We start from the raw sequence: 16791 nt of genomic DNA, 5'->3' as shown, positions 1-16791 counted from the left end.
CTGCTTCCACGCTCCAGTCAGCGCTGACGCAAGCCAGCCAGCTGGGGGTCGCGGGCCGGTCGCCGCGGGATGGGCTCCTTCGCTGCCCGACCCAGAAGTTCGACCCGAAACCCGGAATCCCCCGGGTGTACTTGACGGGCGCGATCCGGTGTACTGGGCGCCCGCCCACCGACCGCGATCCGTGCCCGGCCATCGCCGCTGGGCGGGTCGGCGGACGGAGCGGGCTTGGCACCGGGTCGCACCGAGCGCCAGGAGGGATCGACGTGGTCGCCAAGCAGAACGAAGTCGTCGTCTCGAACGCGCCGCCTGGGGTCAGCCGCCGGACGGTGGTTGGCCGTTTGGTGGTCGGAGGCGCGGCTGCGGCGTTCTTCGCGCACAATCTGGACGCGGCGGTGGCGCAGGACACGACTCCCAGCGCGGGCGAGTGCGTGGCCACCGCCCCGCCCGCCCAGGATGGCGTCGGTCTCGCGTCCCTGCTCGTCGGCGGAATCGTCCGCGACATGCCGGCCGGTCCGGTCGAGGTGCGCATCGCCCGGCTCACCCTCGAGCCGGGCGCCAGCGTCCCGCCCGCGACCCTGCCGTACCCAGCGCTGATGTACATCGAGACCGGTGAATCGACCTGCCCAGGCAACCCCGGCAAGATCATGTACGGCGCGGACGGCGCGGTGCTTCACGAGACGACCGGGGAGGCGGCCGGTCACGTCTGCCCGACCGGGACCACATGGTCCATCCCCGGTGGGATTGAGGATGCGGCGGCCAACGAGGGCGTGAAGCTGATGAGCTCGCTCATCATCGAGTTCGTCCCGGTCGAGACCGGCGCCACCCCGACCTCCTAACCGCAGGAGCGCCGGCCGAACTGCAACCACAACCACAACTGCAACCACAACGACGAACGCCGGGCGCTTCCTCGCGGAAGGCCCGGCGTTTCGCCTGTTCAGGCTGGCGGTAGCGGTGGGATTTGAACCCACGGAGGCTTGCACCTCACGCGCTTTCGAGGCGCGCTCCTTCGGCCGCTCGGACACGCTACCGCCGACGAGCTTACAAGGTGCCCCACCGGCGTTTCGCCCCGCCCGCGGGACACGGCAGAATCCAGCGGTGATCTCCTCGTCCGCGGTCCGGCGTGTGCTCGCGGTGGCCGCTCTCGTCCTCGTCGCCGCCGCCTGCGCACCCGAGCCCGCCGCCGCACCCCCTGCGGCGGGCGCACCGTCCTGCGAGCCCGGCGCCCTGCCGACCCTGGCGTCCGGCACGCTCACGTTCGGCACCGACCAGCCTGTCTACCCGCCGTGGTACCTCGACGACGACCCGACGTCCGGCCGCGGCTTCGAGAGCGCGGTGGCGTACGCGATCGCCGACGGGCTCGGCTACCCGCGGGACAAGGTCACCTGGGTCCGGGTGCCGTTCAACGCGTCCATCCAGCCGGGGCCCAAGTCCTACGACCTGAACCTCACCGAGTTCTCGATCACGCCGGAGCGGGCGCAGGCCGTGGACTTCTCGGCGCCCTACTACGACGTGAAGCAGGCGGTGGTCGCGCTGTCGACCGGCCCGGCCGCGGCCGCCACCTCGATCGCGGATCTGAAGGGCGCGCGCCTTGGCGCGCAGGTTGGCACCACGAGCTACCAGGCGATCATCGACCAGATCGCCCCCACCACCGAGCCTGCTGTGTTCAACACGAACGACGACGCGAAGCTGGCCCTCTCCAACGGACAGGTCGATGCCATCGTGGTGGACCTGCCCACCGCCTTCTACATCACCTCCGCGGAACTGGAAGGCTCGGAGATCGTCGGGCAGCTCCCGCTGGGCGGCGGCACGCCGGAGCAGTTCGGCGCCGTGCTGGACAAGGACAGCCCGCTCACGACGTGCGTCTCGGCCGCGGTCGAGAAGCTTCGCGCGGACGGCACGCTGGCCGCGCTGGAGGAGCAGTGGCTCGCCTCGGCGGAGACAGCCCCGGAACTGCGGTGATCCTGAGCCCGCTGGCCAAGGAACGGGGCGACTACCGTCGCTCGCGGGCCCGGCGCTCCACCCTGGTGGCGCTCGCGTCCACCCTGGTGTTCACGGCGGCGGTCGTGCTCGGCGTGACCAGTGCTCCTGGCTGGCCACGTGTCCAGGAGACGTTCCTCGACGTGCGGGTCGGCTGGGAGTCGCTGCCGGCCGTCGCGGCGGGTCTGTGGCTGAACGTGCGGGTGCTCGTGGTCGCTGAGCTCGGGGTGCTCGCGCTCGGGCTGCTGATCGCCGTGCTGCGCACGCTGCGCGGCCCGGTGTTCTTCCCGCTGCGCGCACTGGCCACCGGCTACGTCGACCTGTTCCGCGGCGTGCCGCTGCTCATCGCGCTGTACCTGATCGGATTCGGGCTGCCCGCGTTGCGCCTGCAGGGCATCCCGACCGACACGGCGGTGCTCGGCACCATCACGCTGATCCTGATCTACTCCGCGTACGTGGCCGAGGTGTTCAGGGCGGGCATCGAATCGGTACACCCGTCGCAGCGCGCCGCGGCCCGCTCGCTCGGCCTGTCCCACCGCCAGTCGATGCGGCTGGTGATCCTCCCGCAGGCGGTGCGGCGCGTGCTGCCGCCGCTGCTCAACGACTTCGTGGCCCTGCAGAAGGACGTCGGGCTGATCTCGGTGCTCGGCGCCGTCGACGCGATCCGGGCTGCCCAGATCGCGTCGGCGCGCACGTTCGACTTCACGCCGTACGTCGTGGCGGCGCTGCTGTTCGTGCTGCTCGCGGTGCCCACCGGGCGCATCGCCGACGTCATGGCGGCGCGGGCGGCCCGGCGACAGGGGCTCGCATGACCCCGGTGCTCGAGGTGCGCGGCATCGTCAAGCGCTACGGCGACGCCACCGTGCTCGACCACGTCGACCTCGCGGTCGGCGAACACCAGGTGGTCACGGTGATCGGCTCGTCCGGTTCGGGGAAGTCGACGCTCCTGCGCTGCGTCGACCTGCTCGAAGAGATCGACGACGGCCACGTGTTGCTGGACGGCGTCGACGTCTCGGACCCGCGTGCCGATACGGCAGCTGCCCAGCGGCGCATGGCGATCGTCTTCCAGGCGTTCAACCTGTTCCCGCACATGACCGCCCTCCAGAACGTCGCGCTCGCCCCGCGTGTGGTGCACGGCGTATCCGCCGCCGCGGCCGACGAGCGGGCGCGCGAACTGCTCGACCGCGTCGGGCTCGCCGACCGGGCCGCCAGCCACCCCGACCGGCTCTCCGGCGGCCAGCAACAGCGCGTGGCGATCGCAAGGGCCCTCGCCGTCCGCCCCCGCCTGCTCCTGCTCGACGAGATCACCTCCGCCCTCGACCCGGAGCTGGTCGGGGAGGTGCTCGCGATCGTGCGGGGGCTCGCAGCCGACGGCATCACGATCCTGATGGCGACGCACGAGATGGGCTTCGCCCGCCAGGTTTCCGACCAGGTCTGCTTCCTCGACGGCGGGCGGGTGCTCGAGTCCGGCCCGCCTGCCCAGGTGCTCGGCGACCCCGTTCAGGAGCGCACACGGCAGTTCCTGTCCCGCGTGATCGCCGCCGGACGGCTGGGGTAGGGCCGTCCGGTTACCTCCAATACGGTGAACGCCATGCGCCGGTTGCTCGCCGCCCTGCCCGTCGTGGTGCTGCTGCTCGCGGGCTGTGCGTCGGCGCAGGCGCCGCCGCCTCCCCCGCCCCCACCTCCCGCCCCCGTGACGCCCACCGTGGTGACCACGGCGGGCGAGTGGGCAGGCCGGATCGGGATCCCCGGTGCGGCCGTCGAGATCGGCATCCGGCTGACGGCCGAGAACGGTGGGCTCCGCGGGGAGATCGACATCCCGGCGCAGGCGGTCAAGGCGATGCCGCTCTCCGACGTGCTGCTGGAGGGTCGCGAGCTGTCCTTCCGCCTCCCCGAGGTGGGGGGCGACGCGTGGTTCCACGGCACGTTCGAGACCGACGGGAAGAGCGTTCCCGGCGCGTTCACGCAGTTCGGGCAGTCGTTCCCGCTCGTGCTCCGCCCGGGCCCCGTCGCGGGCAGGCCGCAGGAGCCCAAGGCGCCGTTCCCGTACCGCATCGAGGACGTCAAGTACCCCGGCCAAGGCGTCGACATCGCGGGCACGCTGACCCGGCCGGAGGGGCCCGGGCCGTTCACCGCGGTCGTGCTCCTCACCGGCAGTGGCGCGCAGAACCGCGACGAGGAGCTCTTCGGGCACAAACCGTTCCTGCTGCTCGCGGACGTCCTGACGCGCGCGGGGTACGCGGTGCTGCGCGTCGACGACCGCGGCGTCGGCGGATCCACCGGATCGCTCTACGAGTCCGGCTACGACCAGCTCGCCGGTGACGCGGTGGCGGGCGTGGAGTTCCTCCGCGGCCGGCCCGAGATCAACCGGGACAAGATCGGGCTGCTCGGGCACAGCGAGGGCGGATACCTCGTGCCGCTCGTCGCGCAACGCACCCCGGTGGCGTTCGCGATCATGATGGCCGGACCGGCCGCGTCGGGCGAGGAAGTGCTCGCGCTGCAGAACCAGCTGCTGCTGGAGTCGGCGGGAGCGCCGCCCGAGGTCGTGTCCGACCAGATCGCGTACGTCCGCACGCTGGTCGCCCTGCTGCGGGCCGAGGACTACCAGCGGGCACGCGGCCTCGCCGTGCGCCAGCTCGTGGCACAGGCGACGGGCCTGCCCCCCGAGCAGCAACCCACCCCGGAGCAGATCGAGGCCCAGGTGGCGGCGACCGTGAACCCCTACTACCGCGCCTGGGCGGTGCACGACCCGGCCCCCGCGCTGCAGGCGCTGCGGGTACCGGTGCTCGCGTTCTTCGGCGGCGCCGACCTGCAGGTGCCCGCCGGGCAGAACGAGCCGCTGATGCGCTCGCTCCTCGCCGGAAGCCCGGACGCAACCGTCCGCACCCTTCCCGGGCTCAACCACCTGATGCAGCCGGCCACGAACGGCGGGCTGGACGAGTACGCCACCATCGACACGACCATCGACCCGTCGGCACTCGAGCTGGTGCGGAGCTGGCTCACGCAGCGCTTCCCGAGGTAGTTCCCGGTGGTCGGCGCTAGTCGACCTGCGGGAGGCCGCGGTGGGGCGCGAAGAAGTCCTCCAGCAGCGCGGCGCACTCCGCCTCCAGCACGCCGCCCACCACCTCGGGGCGGTGGTTCAGGCGCCGGTCGCGCAGCACGTCCCACAACGAGCCCGCGGCGCCCGTCTTCGGCTCCCACGCGCCGAAGACGACCCGGCGCACCCGGGCCAGCCCGAGCGCCCCCGCGCACATCGTGCACGGCTCGACCGTGACCGCGACCGTGCAACCCTCCAGCCGCCACTCACCTGTGACGCGCGCGGCGGCGCGCAGGGCGAGCAGCTCGGCGTGGGCGGTGGGGTCGCCGAGGGCCTCGCGCGCGTTGCAGGCGGCGGCGAGCTCGCGGCCAGAAGCGTCGACGACGACCGCACCGATCGGGACATCACCGGTGGCGGGTGCGGCCGCGGCCACCTCGAGCGCACGCCGGACGAGCACCTCGTCCGAGGCGAGCCAAGGCAAAACCACCTAGCTGACGACCTCGGCGAGCGCGTCGGCGAACCCGCAGCGACGACCGATCGCGGCGAGCTGCTCGTCGGGGTAGAGCTCCACCTCGGCGGCGAGAACCTCCAGCTCGTCGGCGGGCAGGCCCAGATCGGCGAGGATGCCGAGGTCGCCCTCCGGCCACGGCGGCGCGTCCAACGCGTCCTCCTCGGACGGCAGATCCACGCGAAGCAGGTCGAGCACGTCGGCGGCAACGTCGTAGTCGAGGGCCGCCACGGCGTCGGACAGCATCAGCGCGACGCCACCCGGCGCGGGCCGCAGCAGCACGAAGAACTCGTCGTCGACGTCGAGCAGGCCGAGCACGGCGCCGGTGGAGCGCAGGGACCGCAGCTCGGTGATCGCCGTATCGAGGTCGACGAGCGCCTCGGGAGCCAGGGGCAGGCAACGCCACTGGCCGTCCTCCCGGATCGCCGCGACGGCGAATCCGGGCAAGGCCTGTTCCCGCACGTCCGCGGGACGCTCGACGCTCTGCACCGCCATGCCCCCTACGGTAAGCCTCCGGGTGACTGTGCTCCAAACCACAACCAGAAGTTGGCCCTCGCGTCACCATCCGGAGATGCCAGGATCGTGCACATGTCGCTACCGGGTGCCCCGATCGACGGACTGCATGCTCACGCTCGGAGCGTCCAGCCACGAACCGTGACGCTGCGTCGCGCGCTGCACCGTCACCCGGAGCTCGGGCTCGACCTGCCCCGCACCCGGGACGCCGTGGTTGCCGCGCTCGCCGACCTGCCGCTCCAGGTGCACCTCGGACGTTCGGTGAGCTCGGTGGTGGCCGTGCTGGAGGGACATCGGCCCGGCCCGACGATCCTGCTGCGTGGCGACATGGACGCGCTGCCCCTGCCGGAGGACACCGGGCTCCCGTTCGCCTCCGAGGTCGCAGGCACCATGCACGCATGCGGGCACGACACCCACGTGGCGATGCTCGCGTCGGCCGCGAAGGTGCTCGCCGATCGCCGCGACGAGCTCAAGGGCCGCGTCGTGTTCATGTTCCAGCCCGGCGAGGAGGGCTTCCACGGCGCGCGTTACATGATCGAGGAGGGCCTGCTCGATCGCACCGGGCCGGCCGGGCGGCCGGATGCCGCGTACGCGCTGCACATCTCCGCCACGCTGCCGTCGGGCGAGGTGCACGCCCGTCCCGGGCCGCTGATGGCCGCCGCGGACGTGATACGGGTCACCGTGAACGGCCGCGGTGGACACGCCTCCGCTCCCCACGACGCGCTCGACCCGGTGCCCGCCGCCGCCGCGATGGTCGGGGCGTTGCAGACCGCCGTGACGCGTCGCATCGACACCCATCAGCCGGTGGTGCTCACGATCGCGCACATCATCGCCGGCACCACCAACAACGTCATCCCGGAGACCGCCGTCCTCGAGGGCACGCTCCGCAGCCTCTCCGAGACCACCCGCGCCACGATGTACGAGGAGATCCGGCGGGTCTGCCGGCACACCGCCATGGCCCACGGGTGCACCGCCGAAGTGGAGATCGAGCCGGGATACCCCGTCACGGTCAACGACACCGGCGCGGTCGATCACGTCAACGCCCTCGCGGGCGGCGTGCTCGGCCGCGACAACGTCGTGTCCATGCCCGCACCGATCATGGGCGCCGAGGACTTCTCCTACGTGCTCGCCGAGGTGCCCGGCGCGCTCGCGTTCCTCGGCGGCTGCCCGCCCGGTGTCGACCCCGCCCTCGCGCCGCCCAACCACTCCAACCGCGTCGTGTTCGACGAAGAGGCGATGGCCGCAGGCGTCGCCGTCTACGCCGGACTCGCTCTCGCCGGCCTGTAAGGATGGCGGGGTGCTGCCTGATCTCCGCGAACTCGGCATGGCCCTGCGCTCCCGCGAGCTCTCCGCAACCGAGCACGTCCGGGACGTCCTGGACCGGCTCGCCGCCGACACCTGCAACGCCGTCATAGCCCTCGACGCCGAACGTGCGCTGGCCGCGGCCGCCGAGCGGGACGCCGAGCTCGCGCGCGGGGAGTGGCGCGGCCCGCTGCACGGCGTCGCGGTCGGTGTGAAGGACCTGATCGACGTGGCAGGCCTCCCGACCCGCGCGGGCTCGAACGTCCTCGCCGACGCCCCGCCCGCCGCCGCCGACGCGCCGGTGGTCGCCCGGCTGCGCGAGGCCGGTGCGGTGATCGTCGCGAAGCTGCACACCCACGAGTTCGCCTACGGGCCGACGGGCGACGTCGCCGCCACCGGGCCTGCGCGCAACCCGCGCGACCCGTCGCGGATCACCGGGGGCTCGTCTTCTGGCTCCGCCGCGGCCGTCGGCGCGGGGCACCTGCCGCTCGCGCTCGGCACCGACACCGGCGCGAGCGTGCGCACCCCGGCCGCACTGTGCGGTGTCGTCGGGTTGAAGCCCGCGTTCGGTGTGCTCCCGACCGAGGGGTGCTTCCCGCTCTCGGAATCCCTCGACCACGTCGGTGTGCTCGCCCCGGACGTGCACGCGGCGTCCGTCGCGTGGGACGTGCTCAGCAGGCCGGACGGTACCGGCGGCGGCATCCAGTCCCCCGGTGTGGACGGCGTGCGGGTCGGCGTGCTCACCGACGACTACTGGCGCCCGCTCGACCCGGCCCTCGCCAAGGCCGTCGAGGCAGGGGCCGCCCGGCTGCAGGCCCGCGGGGCGCAGCTGCACGAGGTGAGCACCCCGATGATCGAGGAGCTCGCAGCCACGTACGCCGTGATCGTCGGCGCCGAGGCGTACGCCACCCACGCGCAGTGGCTCGCCGACCGGCCGCAGGACTACCAGCCGATCACGCGCGAGCGGCTGCTCCCGTACGCCGACCAGCCGGCGCGGGCCTACGTCGACGCCCTGCGCACGCGGCGGCGCCTCAAGGCAGCCCTGCGCGCGGCCGTCGCCCACCTCGACGTCCTGCTGCTGCCCACCACGCGGCTTCGGGCCACGCCGATCGGGGCGGACGAGGTGACCGTCGACGGCGCGTCCGTGGCGGTGCGGCCCCAGCTGCTCGCCCTCACCCTCCCGTTCAACCTCACCGGCTGGCCCGCGGCCTCGGTGCCCGGCGATGTCGCCGACGGAGAGCTCCCGGCCGGCGTGCAGATCGTCGGGGTGCGGCTGGAGGAGCGCGGGGTCCTCCGGGTGGCGGGGGCGCTGGCCCGGGACTGACCGCGGGCCGCGTACCGTTTCGCGGCGTGACGGAGCGGGCGGTGTGCGTGATCGGCGCCGGGCTGATCGGCGGGTCGCTGATGCGAGCCGCGGACAAGGCCGGGCGGGCGGTGTGGGGCACCAGCGCGTCGGAGGAGACCGCGGCCGAGGCCCACGCGGACGGGTTCGACGTCGGCACCGACACCGACGGCGCGCTGCGCCGGGCCGCCGAGGCGGACGCGCTCGTCGTGCTGGCCGTCCCGCTCCCCGCCCTGGACGGCGTGCTGCGCCGGGTGGACGCGGTCGCGCCCACGTGCCGGCTCACCGACGCCGTGAGCGTCAAGGTCGCGGTGGCCGACGCCGTGGCCGGGCGCGCGCCACGAGCCCGTTACGTGGGCGGGCACCCGATGGCAGGCACCGCGGAGTCAGGCTGGGGCGCCGGGAACGCGGGTCTGTTCGCCGACGCGGCATGGGTGGTGGCCGCCGACGACGGCGCCGACCTCGACGTATGGGCCGACGTCGCCGAGCTGGCGTGGGCCTGCGGATCGCGGGTGGTGCCCGCCGCGTCCGACGAACACGACCTCGCGGTGGCACGGGTCTCGCACCTGCCGCACCTGCTCGCCGCGGTGCTCGCGGCCGTGGGCGCCGCGGGCGACGACGAGCTCCCGCTCGCGCTGGCCGCCTCGTCGTTCGCCGACGGCACGCGCGTGGCGGGCACCCGGCCCGAGCTGGTGCTCGCGATGTGCGAGGGCAACCGGGACGCGCTGCTCGCCGCCGTGGACGACGCGCTGGGCAGGCTCGGCGCGATGCGCGGCGCGCTCGCCTCGACCGGTGGACTGGCGGCGACGGTTCGCGCTGGTCACGAGGGGCGCCTGCGCTGGGCGGCGGCCCGGGACCCGCAGCCGGTGCGCGTGCACCGGGGCCGCACGACGCCCGCCGAGCTGCGGGAGATCGGCCGCCGCGGCGACGCGGTGGTCGGCTGGACCTGATCGAAATTCCTGATCGAAATCACGGTGCCCGCGCGGCCGGACCTTGGTAGCGTCCGGTTCGTGCACTTGTACTTCCTCTGAGACGTCGGCCCTGCCCGACGTCCATCTCACTTACCGGACCCCTCCCGGCATGGCCGGTGATGACGCCTGCGCGGCGCGGGTCCGGTTCCGGAGGAAGCAGTGTCCACCGTCATCGAACGATCCACCCGTGCCCACCTCTCGGCGTCCGACGTGCACGTCGCGCGCGGCGGGCGCCCCGTCCTGACCGGCGTCGACCTCACCGTGTCAGCGGGCGACCGACTCGGCGTCGTCGGGGAGAACGGCAGCGGCAAGACCACCCTGCTGCAGGTGCTCGCAGGCACCCTCACGCCCGACGCAGGCTCGGTGCGCCGGGCCGGCACGATCGGCATGGCCGACCAGGAGATCCCCGTCCCGCTTGACCGCAGGGTCGGTGATCTCATCGACGTCGAGCTCGCCGGCATCCGCGCCGTGCTGCGCCACTTCGACGCCGCGGTCGCCGACCTCGCCGAGGAACGGCCGGGCGCCGAACAGGCATACGCCGATGCGCTCGCGGCCGCCGAGGCCGTGGACGCCTGGGACGCCGACCGGCGCGTCGGCCTGTCGCTCGCCGCCCTCGGTGCGGTCGACGACCGCGAGCGGCCGCTCGACACCCTCTCGGTGGGCCAGCGCTACCGCATCCGGCTGGCCTGCCTGCTGGGCGCGCGGCACGACCTGCTGCTGCTGGACGAACCGACCAACCACCTCGACGCAGGCAGTCTCGACCACCTGACAGCACGCTTGCGCGAGCACCCGGGCGGCGTGGTGCTGGTCAGCCACGACCGCGCGCTGCTCGCCGACGTCGTCACCGCGGTGCTCGACCTGGACCCGACCAGCGACGGGCGCCCGCGCACGTACGCAGGCGGGTACGCCGGCTACCGGGAGGGGCACCGTGCCGAGCGCGACCGCTGGGCGGCCGAGCACCAGGAGCAGCAACGCGAGCGACGGCGCCTCTCCGACGACCTGTCGGCGGCGCAGAACCGGCTGTCAACGGGCTGGCGCCCGGATAAGGGCACCGGGAAGCACACGCGTGCGACCCGGGCCCCTGCGCTGGTCAGGGCCGTGCACCGGCGGCGGGCCGACCTCGAGGCCCACGCGGTCACGGCGCCGGAGCCGCCGCTGCGGTTCACCGCGCCGCAGCTGCCCGCGCTGCCGGGCGCCACGCTGCTGGACGCGGTGGACGTGACCGTCCACGGGCGGCTGGATCGCGCGCAGTCACTCTCGCTGCGGTCGCGAGACCGGCTGGTCGTCACGGGGCCGAACGGCTCCGGGAAATCGAGCCTCCTCGCCACGCTCGCGGGGCGGGTGGAGCCGAGCACCGGGCGCGTGCACCGGTCGCGGACGGCCCGGATCGGGCTCCTCGCCCAGGAGTCGCCGCCCGGGTCGCGGCGGCGCGCGCTCGACGTCTACGACGCGGCGGTCGGCAGGCTCGTCAGCACGGGCCATCTCACCGAGGGCGACGTGGTGCCGCTCGGCGCGCTCGGGCTCCTCACCTCACGGGACGCCCGGCGGCGGGTGAGCGAGCTGTCGGTCGGCCAGCAGCGCCGCCTCGACCTGGCGGTGCTGCTCGCCGCCAGGCCACACGTCCTGCTGCTCGACGAGCCGACCAACCACCTGTCGATCACGCTCGTCGACGAGCTGACCGAAGCGGTGCGGGCCACGGCCGCGGCCGTGGTGATCGCCACCCACGACCGGCAACTGTTGCGCGACACGGCGAGCTGGCCCCGGCTGGAGCTGTAACGGCCACCGGGAGAGCTGGGCGCAGGCTCTACTCGACCACCGGGAGCTTCAGCTCGCCGCGGGGGCGAGGCGGCGGGCGAGGCCCGGATAGCTGGCGACGACACCGTCGGCGTCGACCACGAGGTCGGCGGTGAAGTCGCCCCACCGGAACCCGATCTCCGCGTGGCCGGTGCCCTCGTCCAGCACCGACGCGGTGCGGTAGGTCTGCTCGACGACCCGCACCTCCAGGTCGGGCAGCGACACGAACACCATCGGCAGTGTGTGCTCGCCCGTCTCCCGGTGCAGGCCGAGCCTGCGGATCGGGATCGTGTTGAACATCGGGCTGAACGCCAGGTCGACGTCCACGGAGCCCGCGCAATCGTCGCGGACGGCGCCGCTGCCGGACCCGGTGTCGAGCAACCAGACACCGTCGTCGGTGCGGTTGATCGTCAGGTGCTTCTCCCGCTCGGCGGTGGCGCTGGTGACAGAGAGCCGCGACAGCGTGCCGTCCTCACCGACCACCAGGCGGTAGGAGGACGTGAAGCCGCCGTTCGGCTCGACGCGAACCATCCGCCCGAGGGCTCTGAACCCCCCGTGACCGGGAATCATCCGCACGCCCTCGAGGCCGTGGCCGTCCTCGGCCTGCCACGTCAGCATCGTCGTCACCGGAGCAACGGTAGTCCAGCCGGGCCAACTTCGTGACCTTGCGGCAATCCCGGTCGCAGCACGTGCCCTCTTCGTCGCGCCGGGTGACGCCGTTCAGCCGTCGAGCTCCACATGCGCGGGATCCAGGTCGTCGCGCACGCCGCGGAACACCGGGTGCCACAAGCGCCCGGCCTCGGTCCGGCCGGAGTGGCCCACCTCGACGACCGTCCGCGGGTCGCACCACCTCGCGCCTGCCACCTCCGCGCGCGGCAGTGGCCCTGCGAACGGCGACACGTCCACCTGGTACAGCCGATCTCGCAGGAGCCGCTGCACGCGCTCGCCCGCCAGCCCGGAACCCACGCGGCCCACGTACCGCAGCCCGCCGCCGCCGGGCACGCCGAGCAGCAACGCCCCGATCCGGTTCGAGCCGCTGCGCTCCGGCCGCCACCCGCCCACGACGCAGGCCTGCGAGTGCCGGTGGGTGACCTTCGTCCAGCTGGGGCTGCGACGGCCGGGCCGGTACGCGCCGTCGCGCCGCTTCGCGACCACGCCCTCCATCCCACGTTCGCGCGTGGCGTCCAGCAGGGCCGCGCCGTCCGTGTAGATCGGGGAGAGCGAGAGCACCGGGACCGAGGCGAGATCCAGCCGTTCGAGGGTGCCGCGCCGCTCCGCGAACGGGCGCTCCAGCAGCGGCACGCCGTAGAGCCGGAGCACGTCGAACACCATGAACGTGACGGGCCGGGCCTGCGCGACCCGCGGCGCGACCGGGCCGTGCATCCGCTCGGTCAGCGCCGCGAAGCTGGGCACGCCGTTCTCCAGCAGCACCACCTCGCCGTCGAGCAGCACGTCCGGCGCGAGTTCGGTGAGCGACGCGAGCTCGGGGAAGTTGGCGGTGACGTCGCGCTCGCTCCGGCTGGAGAGCCGGACCCGCCCGTCGGCGACGTCGGCGAGCAGCCTCATGCCGTCCCACTTCACCTCGAAGAGCCATTCCGGACCTTCCGGAAGGGCGCCGGGGGTGGCGAGCATGGGCTGCACGCCGCCATGCTGTCACTTCAGTGTCGCGAAACGGCGGAGGAAACGGGGGCTCGCATGCGCGCGATGTGGAGCGGCGCGGTGTCGTTCGGGCTGGTGAGCGTGCCGGTGAAGGCGTACTCGGCGACGTCCAACCACGACATCAGGTTCCACCAGGTGCACGCGGCCGACGGTGGACGGATCAGGTACAAGCGCACCTGCTCGATCGACGGTGAGGAGGTGGAGTACGCCGACATCGTCAAGGGCTACGAGACCGACGACGGCGAGCTGATCACCCTTGACGAGGAGGACCTCGACTCGCTGCCCACGAAGTCCGGCCACGAGATCGACGTGGTCGAGTTCGTGCCTGCCGACCAGATCGACCCGCTGCTGTTCGACAAGAGCTACTACCTCGAGCCGGAGGCGAAGGCGGCCAAGCCGTACGCGCTGCTGCGCGAGGCGCTCGTGCAGACCGATCGGATGGCGGTCGTCAAGGTCGCGCTGCGGCAGCGCGAGAGCATCGCCCTGCTGCGCGTGCGCGACAAGGCGATCGTGCTGCAGACGATGCTGTGGCCCGACGAGGTGCGCGAACCCGAGTTCGACATCCTCGACGCCGAGGTGGAGCTGCGGCCCCAGGAGCTGACGATGGCGGCCTCCCTCGTGGAGAGCCTCGGCGCCGAGTTCGACCCCACGCAGTTCCACGACGAGTACCGTGACGCGGTCGTCGAGCTGATCGAGCGCAAGCGCACCACGGGCGAGACCCGGCCTGCTCCCGCGGCCGCGAAGGCCGAAGAGGGCCCGGACAGCATGACCGACCTGCTCAGCGCCCTGCAGGCGAGCGTGGAGGCCGCGCGGGCCGCGAGCGGGCAGCCCGCCGAGCCCGCGGAGGAGCCTGCGGAGAAGAAGCCTCCGGCCCGGAAGTCCCCCCGCAAGAAGGACGACGACGAGGCCCCACGGAAGCGCCGCAAGCCGGCCTGAGCCGTCTCTGATTCAGACGAACGGCGCGTTCGTCGGTACCTATCCGACGCCATGCATGTCTGAGGGCTGCGCGCGCCGCGGAGCAAGCGTGCAGCCCTCAGTGGCACAACAGCGCCGTTCGTCGGTACAGGTCAGGGGCCCAGTGCGTTCTCGGGTGGCCTTTCGTCGGCCGCCAGCGCGTCGAACAGGGCCTTTGCTCTCGTGCGGTCCCAGTTCACCGCACCGTCGCGGACCGGGACCGTGGTCGAGACGCCGTCCGAGAGACCGCGCATCGCCAGACCCAGCTGGGCGAGGTGCCAGACGTGCGTGCCGCCGTCCACCGCGACCGAGCTCGACAGGCCCGTGGCCAGCGGGACGATCCGGAACGGGTTGAACAGCGTGCTCGGGCTCGTGGCCTTGTCCAGCAGCGCGGAGATGAACGCGCGCTGGCGTTCCACCCGCCCGAAGTCGGATGACGCGGTGGCCCTTGTCCGCACGTAGCCCAGCGCGGTGGCCTGGTCGAGCGTCTGGCAGCCGGCCTTGATGTCCAGCGCGGCCTTCGGATCCTTGATCGCCTCCGGGACGCACATCTCGACGCCGCCCACCGCGTCGACCACGGAGACGATGCCGAGGAACCCGATCTCGACGTAGTGGTCGATGCGCAGGCCCGTGGCGTTCTCGACGGTGCGGACGAGCAGCTCGGGCCCCCCGCCGTCGGCGCCACCCCCGCGGCCGTACGCTGAATTGATCTTGTGCCGGCCCTTGCCGGGGATGTCGACGATGGAGTCACGCGGGATGCTGACCAGGGTGGTGGGCCCGCTGCCGGTGTGCAGGAGCATGATCGTGTCGGTGAGCTCAGACTCCGGGTCGCCCGTGGCGTACTCCTTGCGCTGCTCCGCCGTGAGGTTCGCCCGGCTGTCCGAGCCCACGATCAGCCAGTTGGTGCCTTCCGACGAGGCCTCGCTGTCCGATGGGAGCGCCGGCACCCGCGCGAGCGTGCCGTCCACGTACACCGCGAACCCGGCCACCGCGACCAGCAGAGCGAGCAGCGCAAGGCCGAGGCGACGCCCCCAGCGCGGGCGGCCCCGCACGGGCCGTGGCCGGGGCGGGCGCCGCGGCGGCGCGCCGGTGGCACCTTGCGGGCTGCCTCGTCGGCGCTGGGCCGGCAGCAACGCCGTGCGCTGCAGGGGACGCGGCCTGTGCGGGGGTTCCGGCGGCGGGTACCCGGCGCCCTGCCCTGAGGGTGCTGGTGGCGGGGCCGGATAGGCTCGCCCCGGATGGGGCCGCTGCGGCTGCCCCCACTGGGGGGCTCCGCCACGGCGCCCCGGCACTGGCGGCCGCCCAGGGGGCGGCCCACCACGGCCACGGAAGTCGTCCATGCTCCCCACCCGTCGCTTTCGGCGTATACGTCGTCCATGTACAGGGACGCACGAGTGGGGGGTGGGGTTCCATGGGCGCGCCAGGCGGCTGTCAGGAGGAGAGGAGTGGCTCCCCCTCGAAGAAGCCGAGCTTCTCGCAGTAGAACTCGAGGCCGACGCCGTTGGGGTCGCGGAGGTACAGGCTGTTCTCCACGCCCCGGTCCGGCCCGAGGTAGTCGATGCCGGCGGCGTCCAGGCGCTCCCTGGCGGCCGCGAACTCCTCCGGCGACGTGGAGAGCGCCAAGTGCTGGACGCCGCCGATCGTCTCGGTGAAGTCCGGGTGGTCGTGCCCTGGGAAGTCGAAGAAGCCGAGCAGGTTGTTGTTCCCGATGTCGAAGAAGAAGTGGCTGGAGCCTGCGTAGTCGCGGTTCTCCACGAGCTCGACCAGCGGGAACCCGAGCAGCTCCTGGTAGAACCGGATCGTCTCCTCGACATCCCGGCAGATCAGCGCGAGGTGGTGCACCCCCTGCACGGTCGATGCGGGGCGCTTGGCCGCGCCGACGAGGTAGCGCTCCTTCAGCTCCGCCCGTCGGGCACGGACCGCCTCGAGCTCGGCTCCTTGCGGCTGCGGCATCGGACTTCCTTCCTCTAGAGCATCCCGGCATCGAGCACGAGGCCGTCCACGGCGGCAGGGTGCTCCGCCTCCCGCAACCGGGCCAGCATCTTCGGCCCCATGTGGGTCAGCACCAGCCGGCCCGCCGCCAATTCGCCAGCATGCTCGCGCAGCGTGCGGTAGTCGAGGTGGTAGCGGACCTGCTGGTCCCAGGTATAGGCCTCGCACGCGAAGACGTCCGCCCCGTCCGCCGCCGTGACCAGCGCCGGAGTCCACGCGGTGTCGCCCGAGTAGCCGAAACCGTGCCCGCCCGCGTCCACGCGTACGGCGAGCGCAGGTGCCCCGCTGGCGTGGTCGACCTCCCACCCGCGGACGGAGAACGGCCCGTCCCGTCGCGTGCCGCCCGCGCCGTCCAGCTCGACGATCTTCACCGGGAACCGCCGCTCCACACCGGTGGAGCCGGGATAGAGCGTCTCCATCGCGGTGTGCAGCCGGTCGCGCATGCCCAGCGGCCCGAAGACGGTGAGCGGTGCCGTCCGCCGCGTGAACTGGCCGTCGAGGACGAGGAACGGCAACCCACCGAAGTGGTCCCCGTGCAAGTGGGATACGACGACCGCCCGGACGTCGCCGGGGTCGACGCCCTGCGCCCGCATCGCGGTGAGGCTGGTGGCGCCACAGTCGACGAGCGCGGTGGCCCCGTCCGCCCGCACCCGGATGCACGTCTGGAAGCGACCGCCGCTGCCGAACGCGTCGCCGCTGCCGATGAACGTGATCTCCACTTGCGGCACTGTGCCACTGGCGC

General features: G+C 73.1%; 17 protein-coding genes and 1 tRNA gene. 10 read left to right on the top strand and 8 right to left on the bottom strand.

The window, feature by feature from the left end; genetic code table 11:
- Positions 1-263 precede the first annotated feature (263 nt).
- Positions 264-836 carry a hypothetical protein gene (locus K1T35_RS01615; RefSeq protein ID WP_220258428.1) on the top strand — a complete coding sequence of 191 codons (573 nt, stop codon included), beginning with the start codon at positions 264-266 and terminating at the stop codon, positions 834-836.
- A 104-nt stretch (positions 837-940) separates the two neighbouring features.
- On the opposite strand, the gene K1T35_RS01610 is transcribed toward K1T35_RS01615, so the two are convergent.
- Positions 941-1028, bottom strand: a tRNA-Ser gene (locus tag K1T35_RS01610).
- 67 nt (positions 1029-1095) lie between these two features.
- On the opposite strand from K1T35_RS01610, the gene K1T35_RS01605 reads away from it, so the two are divergent.
- Genes K1T35_RS01605 through K1T35_RS01590 form a run of 4 tightly spaced genes read left to right on the top strand, consistent with a single transcriptional unit; the run spans position 1096 to position 4999 of the window.
- Entirely contained in the window at positions 1096-1959 is an 864-nt protein-coding gene (locus K1T35_RS01605; protein WP_255621470.1) for an ABC transporter substrate-binding protein, read from the top strand.
- Complete coding sequence (locus K1T35_RS01600; protein ID WP_220258427.1) at positions 1956-2789, top strand: amino acid ABC transporter permease; 834 nt, start codon at positions 1956-1958, stop codon at positions 2787-2789. Before K1T35_RS01605 ends, K1T35_RS01600 begins: the two co-directional genes overlap by 4 nt.
- The gene (locus K1T35_RS01595; protein ID WP_220258426.1) at positions 2786-3535 is read left to right on the top strand and encodes an amino acid ABC transporter ATP-binding protein; all 750 of its coding nucleotides are present in this window, start codon (positions 2786-2788) and stop codon (positions 3533-3535) included. Before K1T35_RS01600 ends, K1T35_RS01595 begins: the two co-directional genes overlap by 4 nt.
- A gap of 33 nt (positions 3536-3568) precedes the next feature.
- On the top strand, positions 3569-4999 hold the full coding sequence (locus K1T35_RS01590; RefSeq protein ID WP_220258425.1) for a S9 family peptidase: 1431 nt from the start codon (positions 3569-3571) through the stop codon (positions 4997-4999).
- Between the two features lie 16 nt (positions 5000-5015).
- On the opposite strand, the gene K1T35_RS01585 is transcribed toward K1T35_RS01590, so the two are convergent.
- Positions 5016-5495 carry a nucleoside deaminase gene (locus tag K1T35_RS01585; RefSeq protein ID WP_220262315.1) on the bottom strand — a complete coding sequence of 160 codons (480 nt, stop codon included), beginning with the start codon at positions 5493-5495 and terminating at the stop codon, positions 5016-5018.
- A gap of 6 nt (positions 5496-5501) precedes the next feature.
- A complete protein-coding gene (locus K1T35_RS01580) occupies positions 5502-6017 on the bottom strand; it encodes a tRNA adenosine deaminase-associated protein (protein WP_220258424.1) in 516 nt (171 codons plus the stop codon).
- A gap of 93 nt (positions 6018-6110) precedes the next feature.
- Here K1T35_RS01580 and K1T35_RS01575 point away from each other — a divergent pair, with 93 nt between their 5' ends.
- The 4 genes from K1T35_RS01575 to K1T35_RS01560 all read left to right on the top strand — a co-directional run bounded on the left by K1T35_RS01575 (position 6111) and on the right by K1T35_RS01560 (position 11426).
- Positions 6111-7322, top strand: coding sequence for a M20 family metallopeptidase (locus K1T35_RS01575; protein ID WP_220258423.1), 1212 nt, complete (start codon positions 6111-6113; stop codon positions 7320-7322).
- 10 nt (positions 7323-7332) lie between these two features.
- The gene (locus tag K1T35_RS01570) at positions 7333-8661 is read left to right on the top strand and encodes an amidase (protein WP_220258422.1); all 1329 of its coding nucleotides are present in this window, start codon (positions 7333-7335) and stop codon (positions 8659-8661) included.
- Positions 8662-8741: 80 nt separating this feature from the next.
- Positions 8742-9629, top strand: coding sequence for a prephenate dehydrogenase (locus tag K1T35_RS01565; protein ID WP_370645550.1), 888 nt, complete (start codon positions 8742-8744; stop codon positions 9627-9629).
- A 180-nt stretch (positions 9630-9809) separates the two neighbouring features.
- Complete coding sequence (locus K1T35_RS01560; protein ID WP_220258420.1) at positions 9810-11426, top strand: ABC-F family ATP-binding cassette domain-containing protein; 1617 nt, start codon at positions 9810-9812, stop codon at positions 11424-11426.
- Positions 11427-11474: 48 nt separating this feature from the next.
- On the opposite strand, the gene K1T35_RS01555 is transcribed toward K1T35_RS01560, so the two are convergent.
- Together K1T35_RS01555 and ligD are read right to left on the bottom strand one after the other, a co-directional pair.
- Positions 11475-12062: a putative glycolipid-binding domain-containing protein gene (locus tag K1T35_RS01555; protein WP_255622800.1), complete on the bottom strand. Its 588-nt coding sequence runs from the start codon at positions 12060-12062 to the stop codon at positions 11475-11477.
- Positions 12063-12164: 102 nt separating this feature from the next.
- Complete coding sequence (gene ligD, locus K1T35_RS01550) at positions 12165-13076, bottom strand: non-homologous end-joining DNA ligase (protein ID WP_220262314.1); 912 nt, start codon at positions 13074-13076, stop codon at positions 12165-12167.
- A 63-nt stretch (positions 13077-13139) separates the two neighbouring features.
- Here ligD and K1T35_RS01545 point away from each other — a divergent pair, with 63 nt between their 5' ends.
- Complete coding sequence (locus tag K1T35_RS01545) at positions 13140-14039, top strand: Ku protein (protein ID WP_220258418.1); 900 nt, start codon at positions 13140-13142, stop codon at positions 14037-14039.
- A gap of 131 nt (positions 14040-14170) precedes the next feature.
- Here the strand turns inward: K1T35_RS01545 and K1T35_RS01540 are convergent, their stop codons facing one another.
- From K1T35_RS01540 to K1T35_RS01530, 3 genes are all read right to left on the bottom strand, one after another.
- Positions 14171-15109, bottom strand: coding sequence for an LCP family protein (locus K1T35_RS01540; RefSeq protein WP_255621469.1), 939 nt, complete (start codon positions 15107-15109; stop codon positions 14171-14173).
- 379 nt (positions 15110-15488) lie between these two features.
- Complete coding sequence (locus tag K1T35_RS01535; protein ID WP_220258416.1) at positions 15489-16010, bottom strand: VOC family protein; 522 nt, start codon at positions 16008-16010, stop codon at positions 15489-15491.
- A 14-nt stretch (positions 16011-16024) separates the two neighbouring features.
- Entirely contained in the window at positions 16025-16768 is a 744-nt protein-coding gene (locus K1T35_RS01530) for an MBL fold metallo-hydrolase (protein WP_220258415.1), read from the bottom strand.
- Positions 16769-16791: the final 23 nt, after the last annotated feature.

Source organism: Pseudonocardia sp. DSM 110487, from assembly GCF_019468565.1.
Taxonomy (GTDB): domain Bacteria; phylum Actinomycetota; class Actinomycetes; order Mycobacteriales; family Pseudonocardiaceae; genus Pseudonocardia.
Note: the sequence above shows the minus strand (reverse complement) of the source record. Positions and strands in the feature narration are given on the sequence as shown.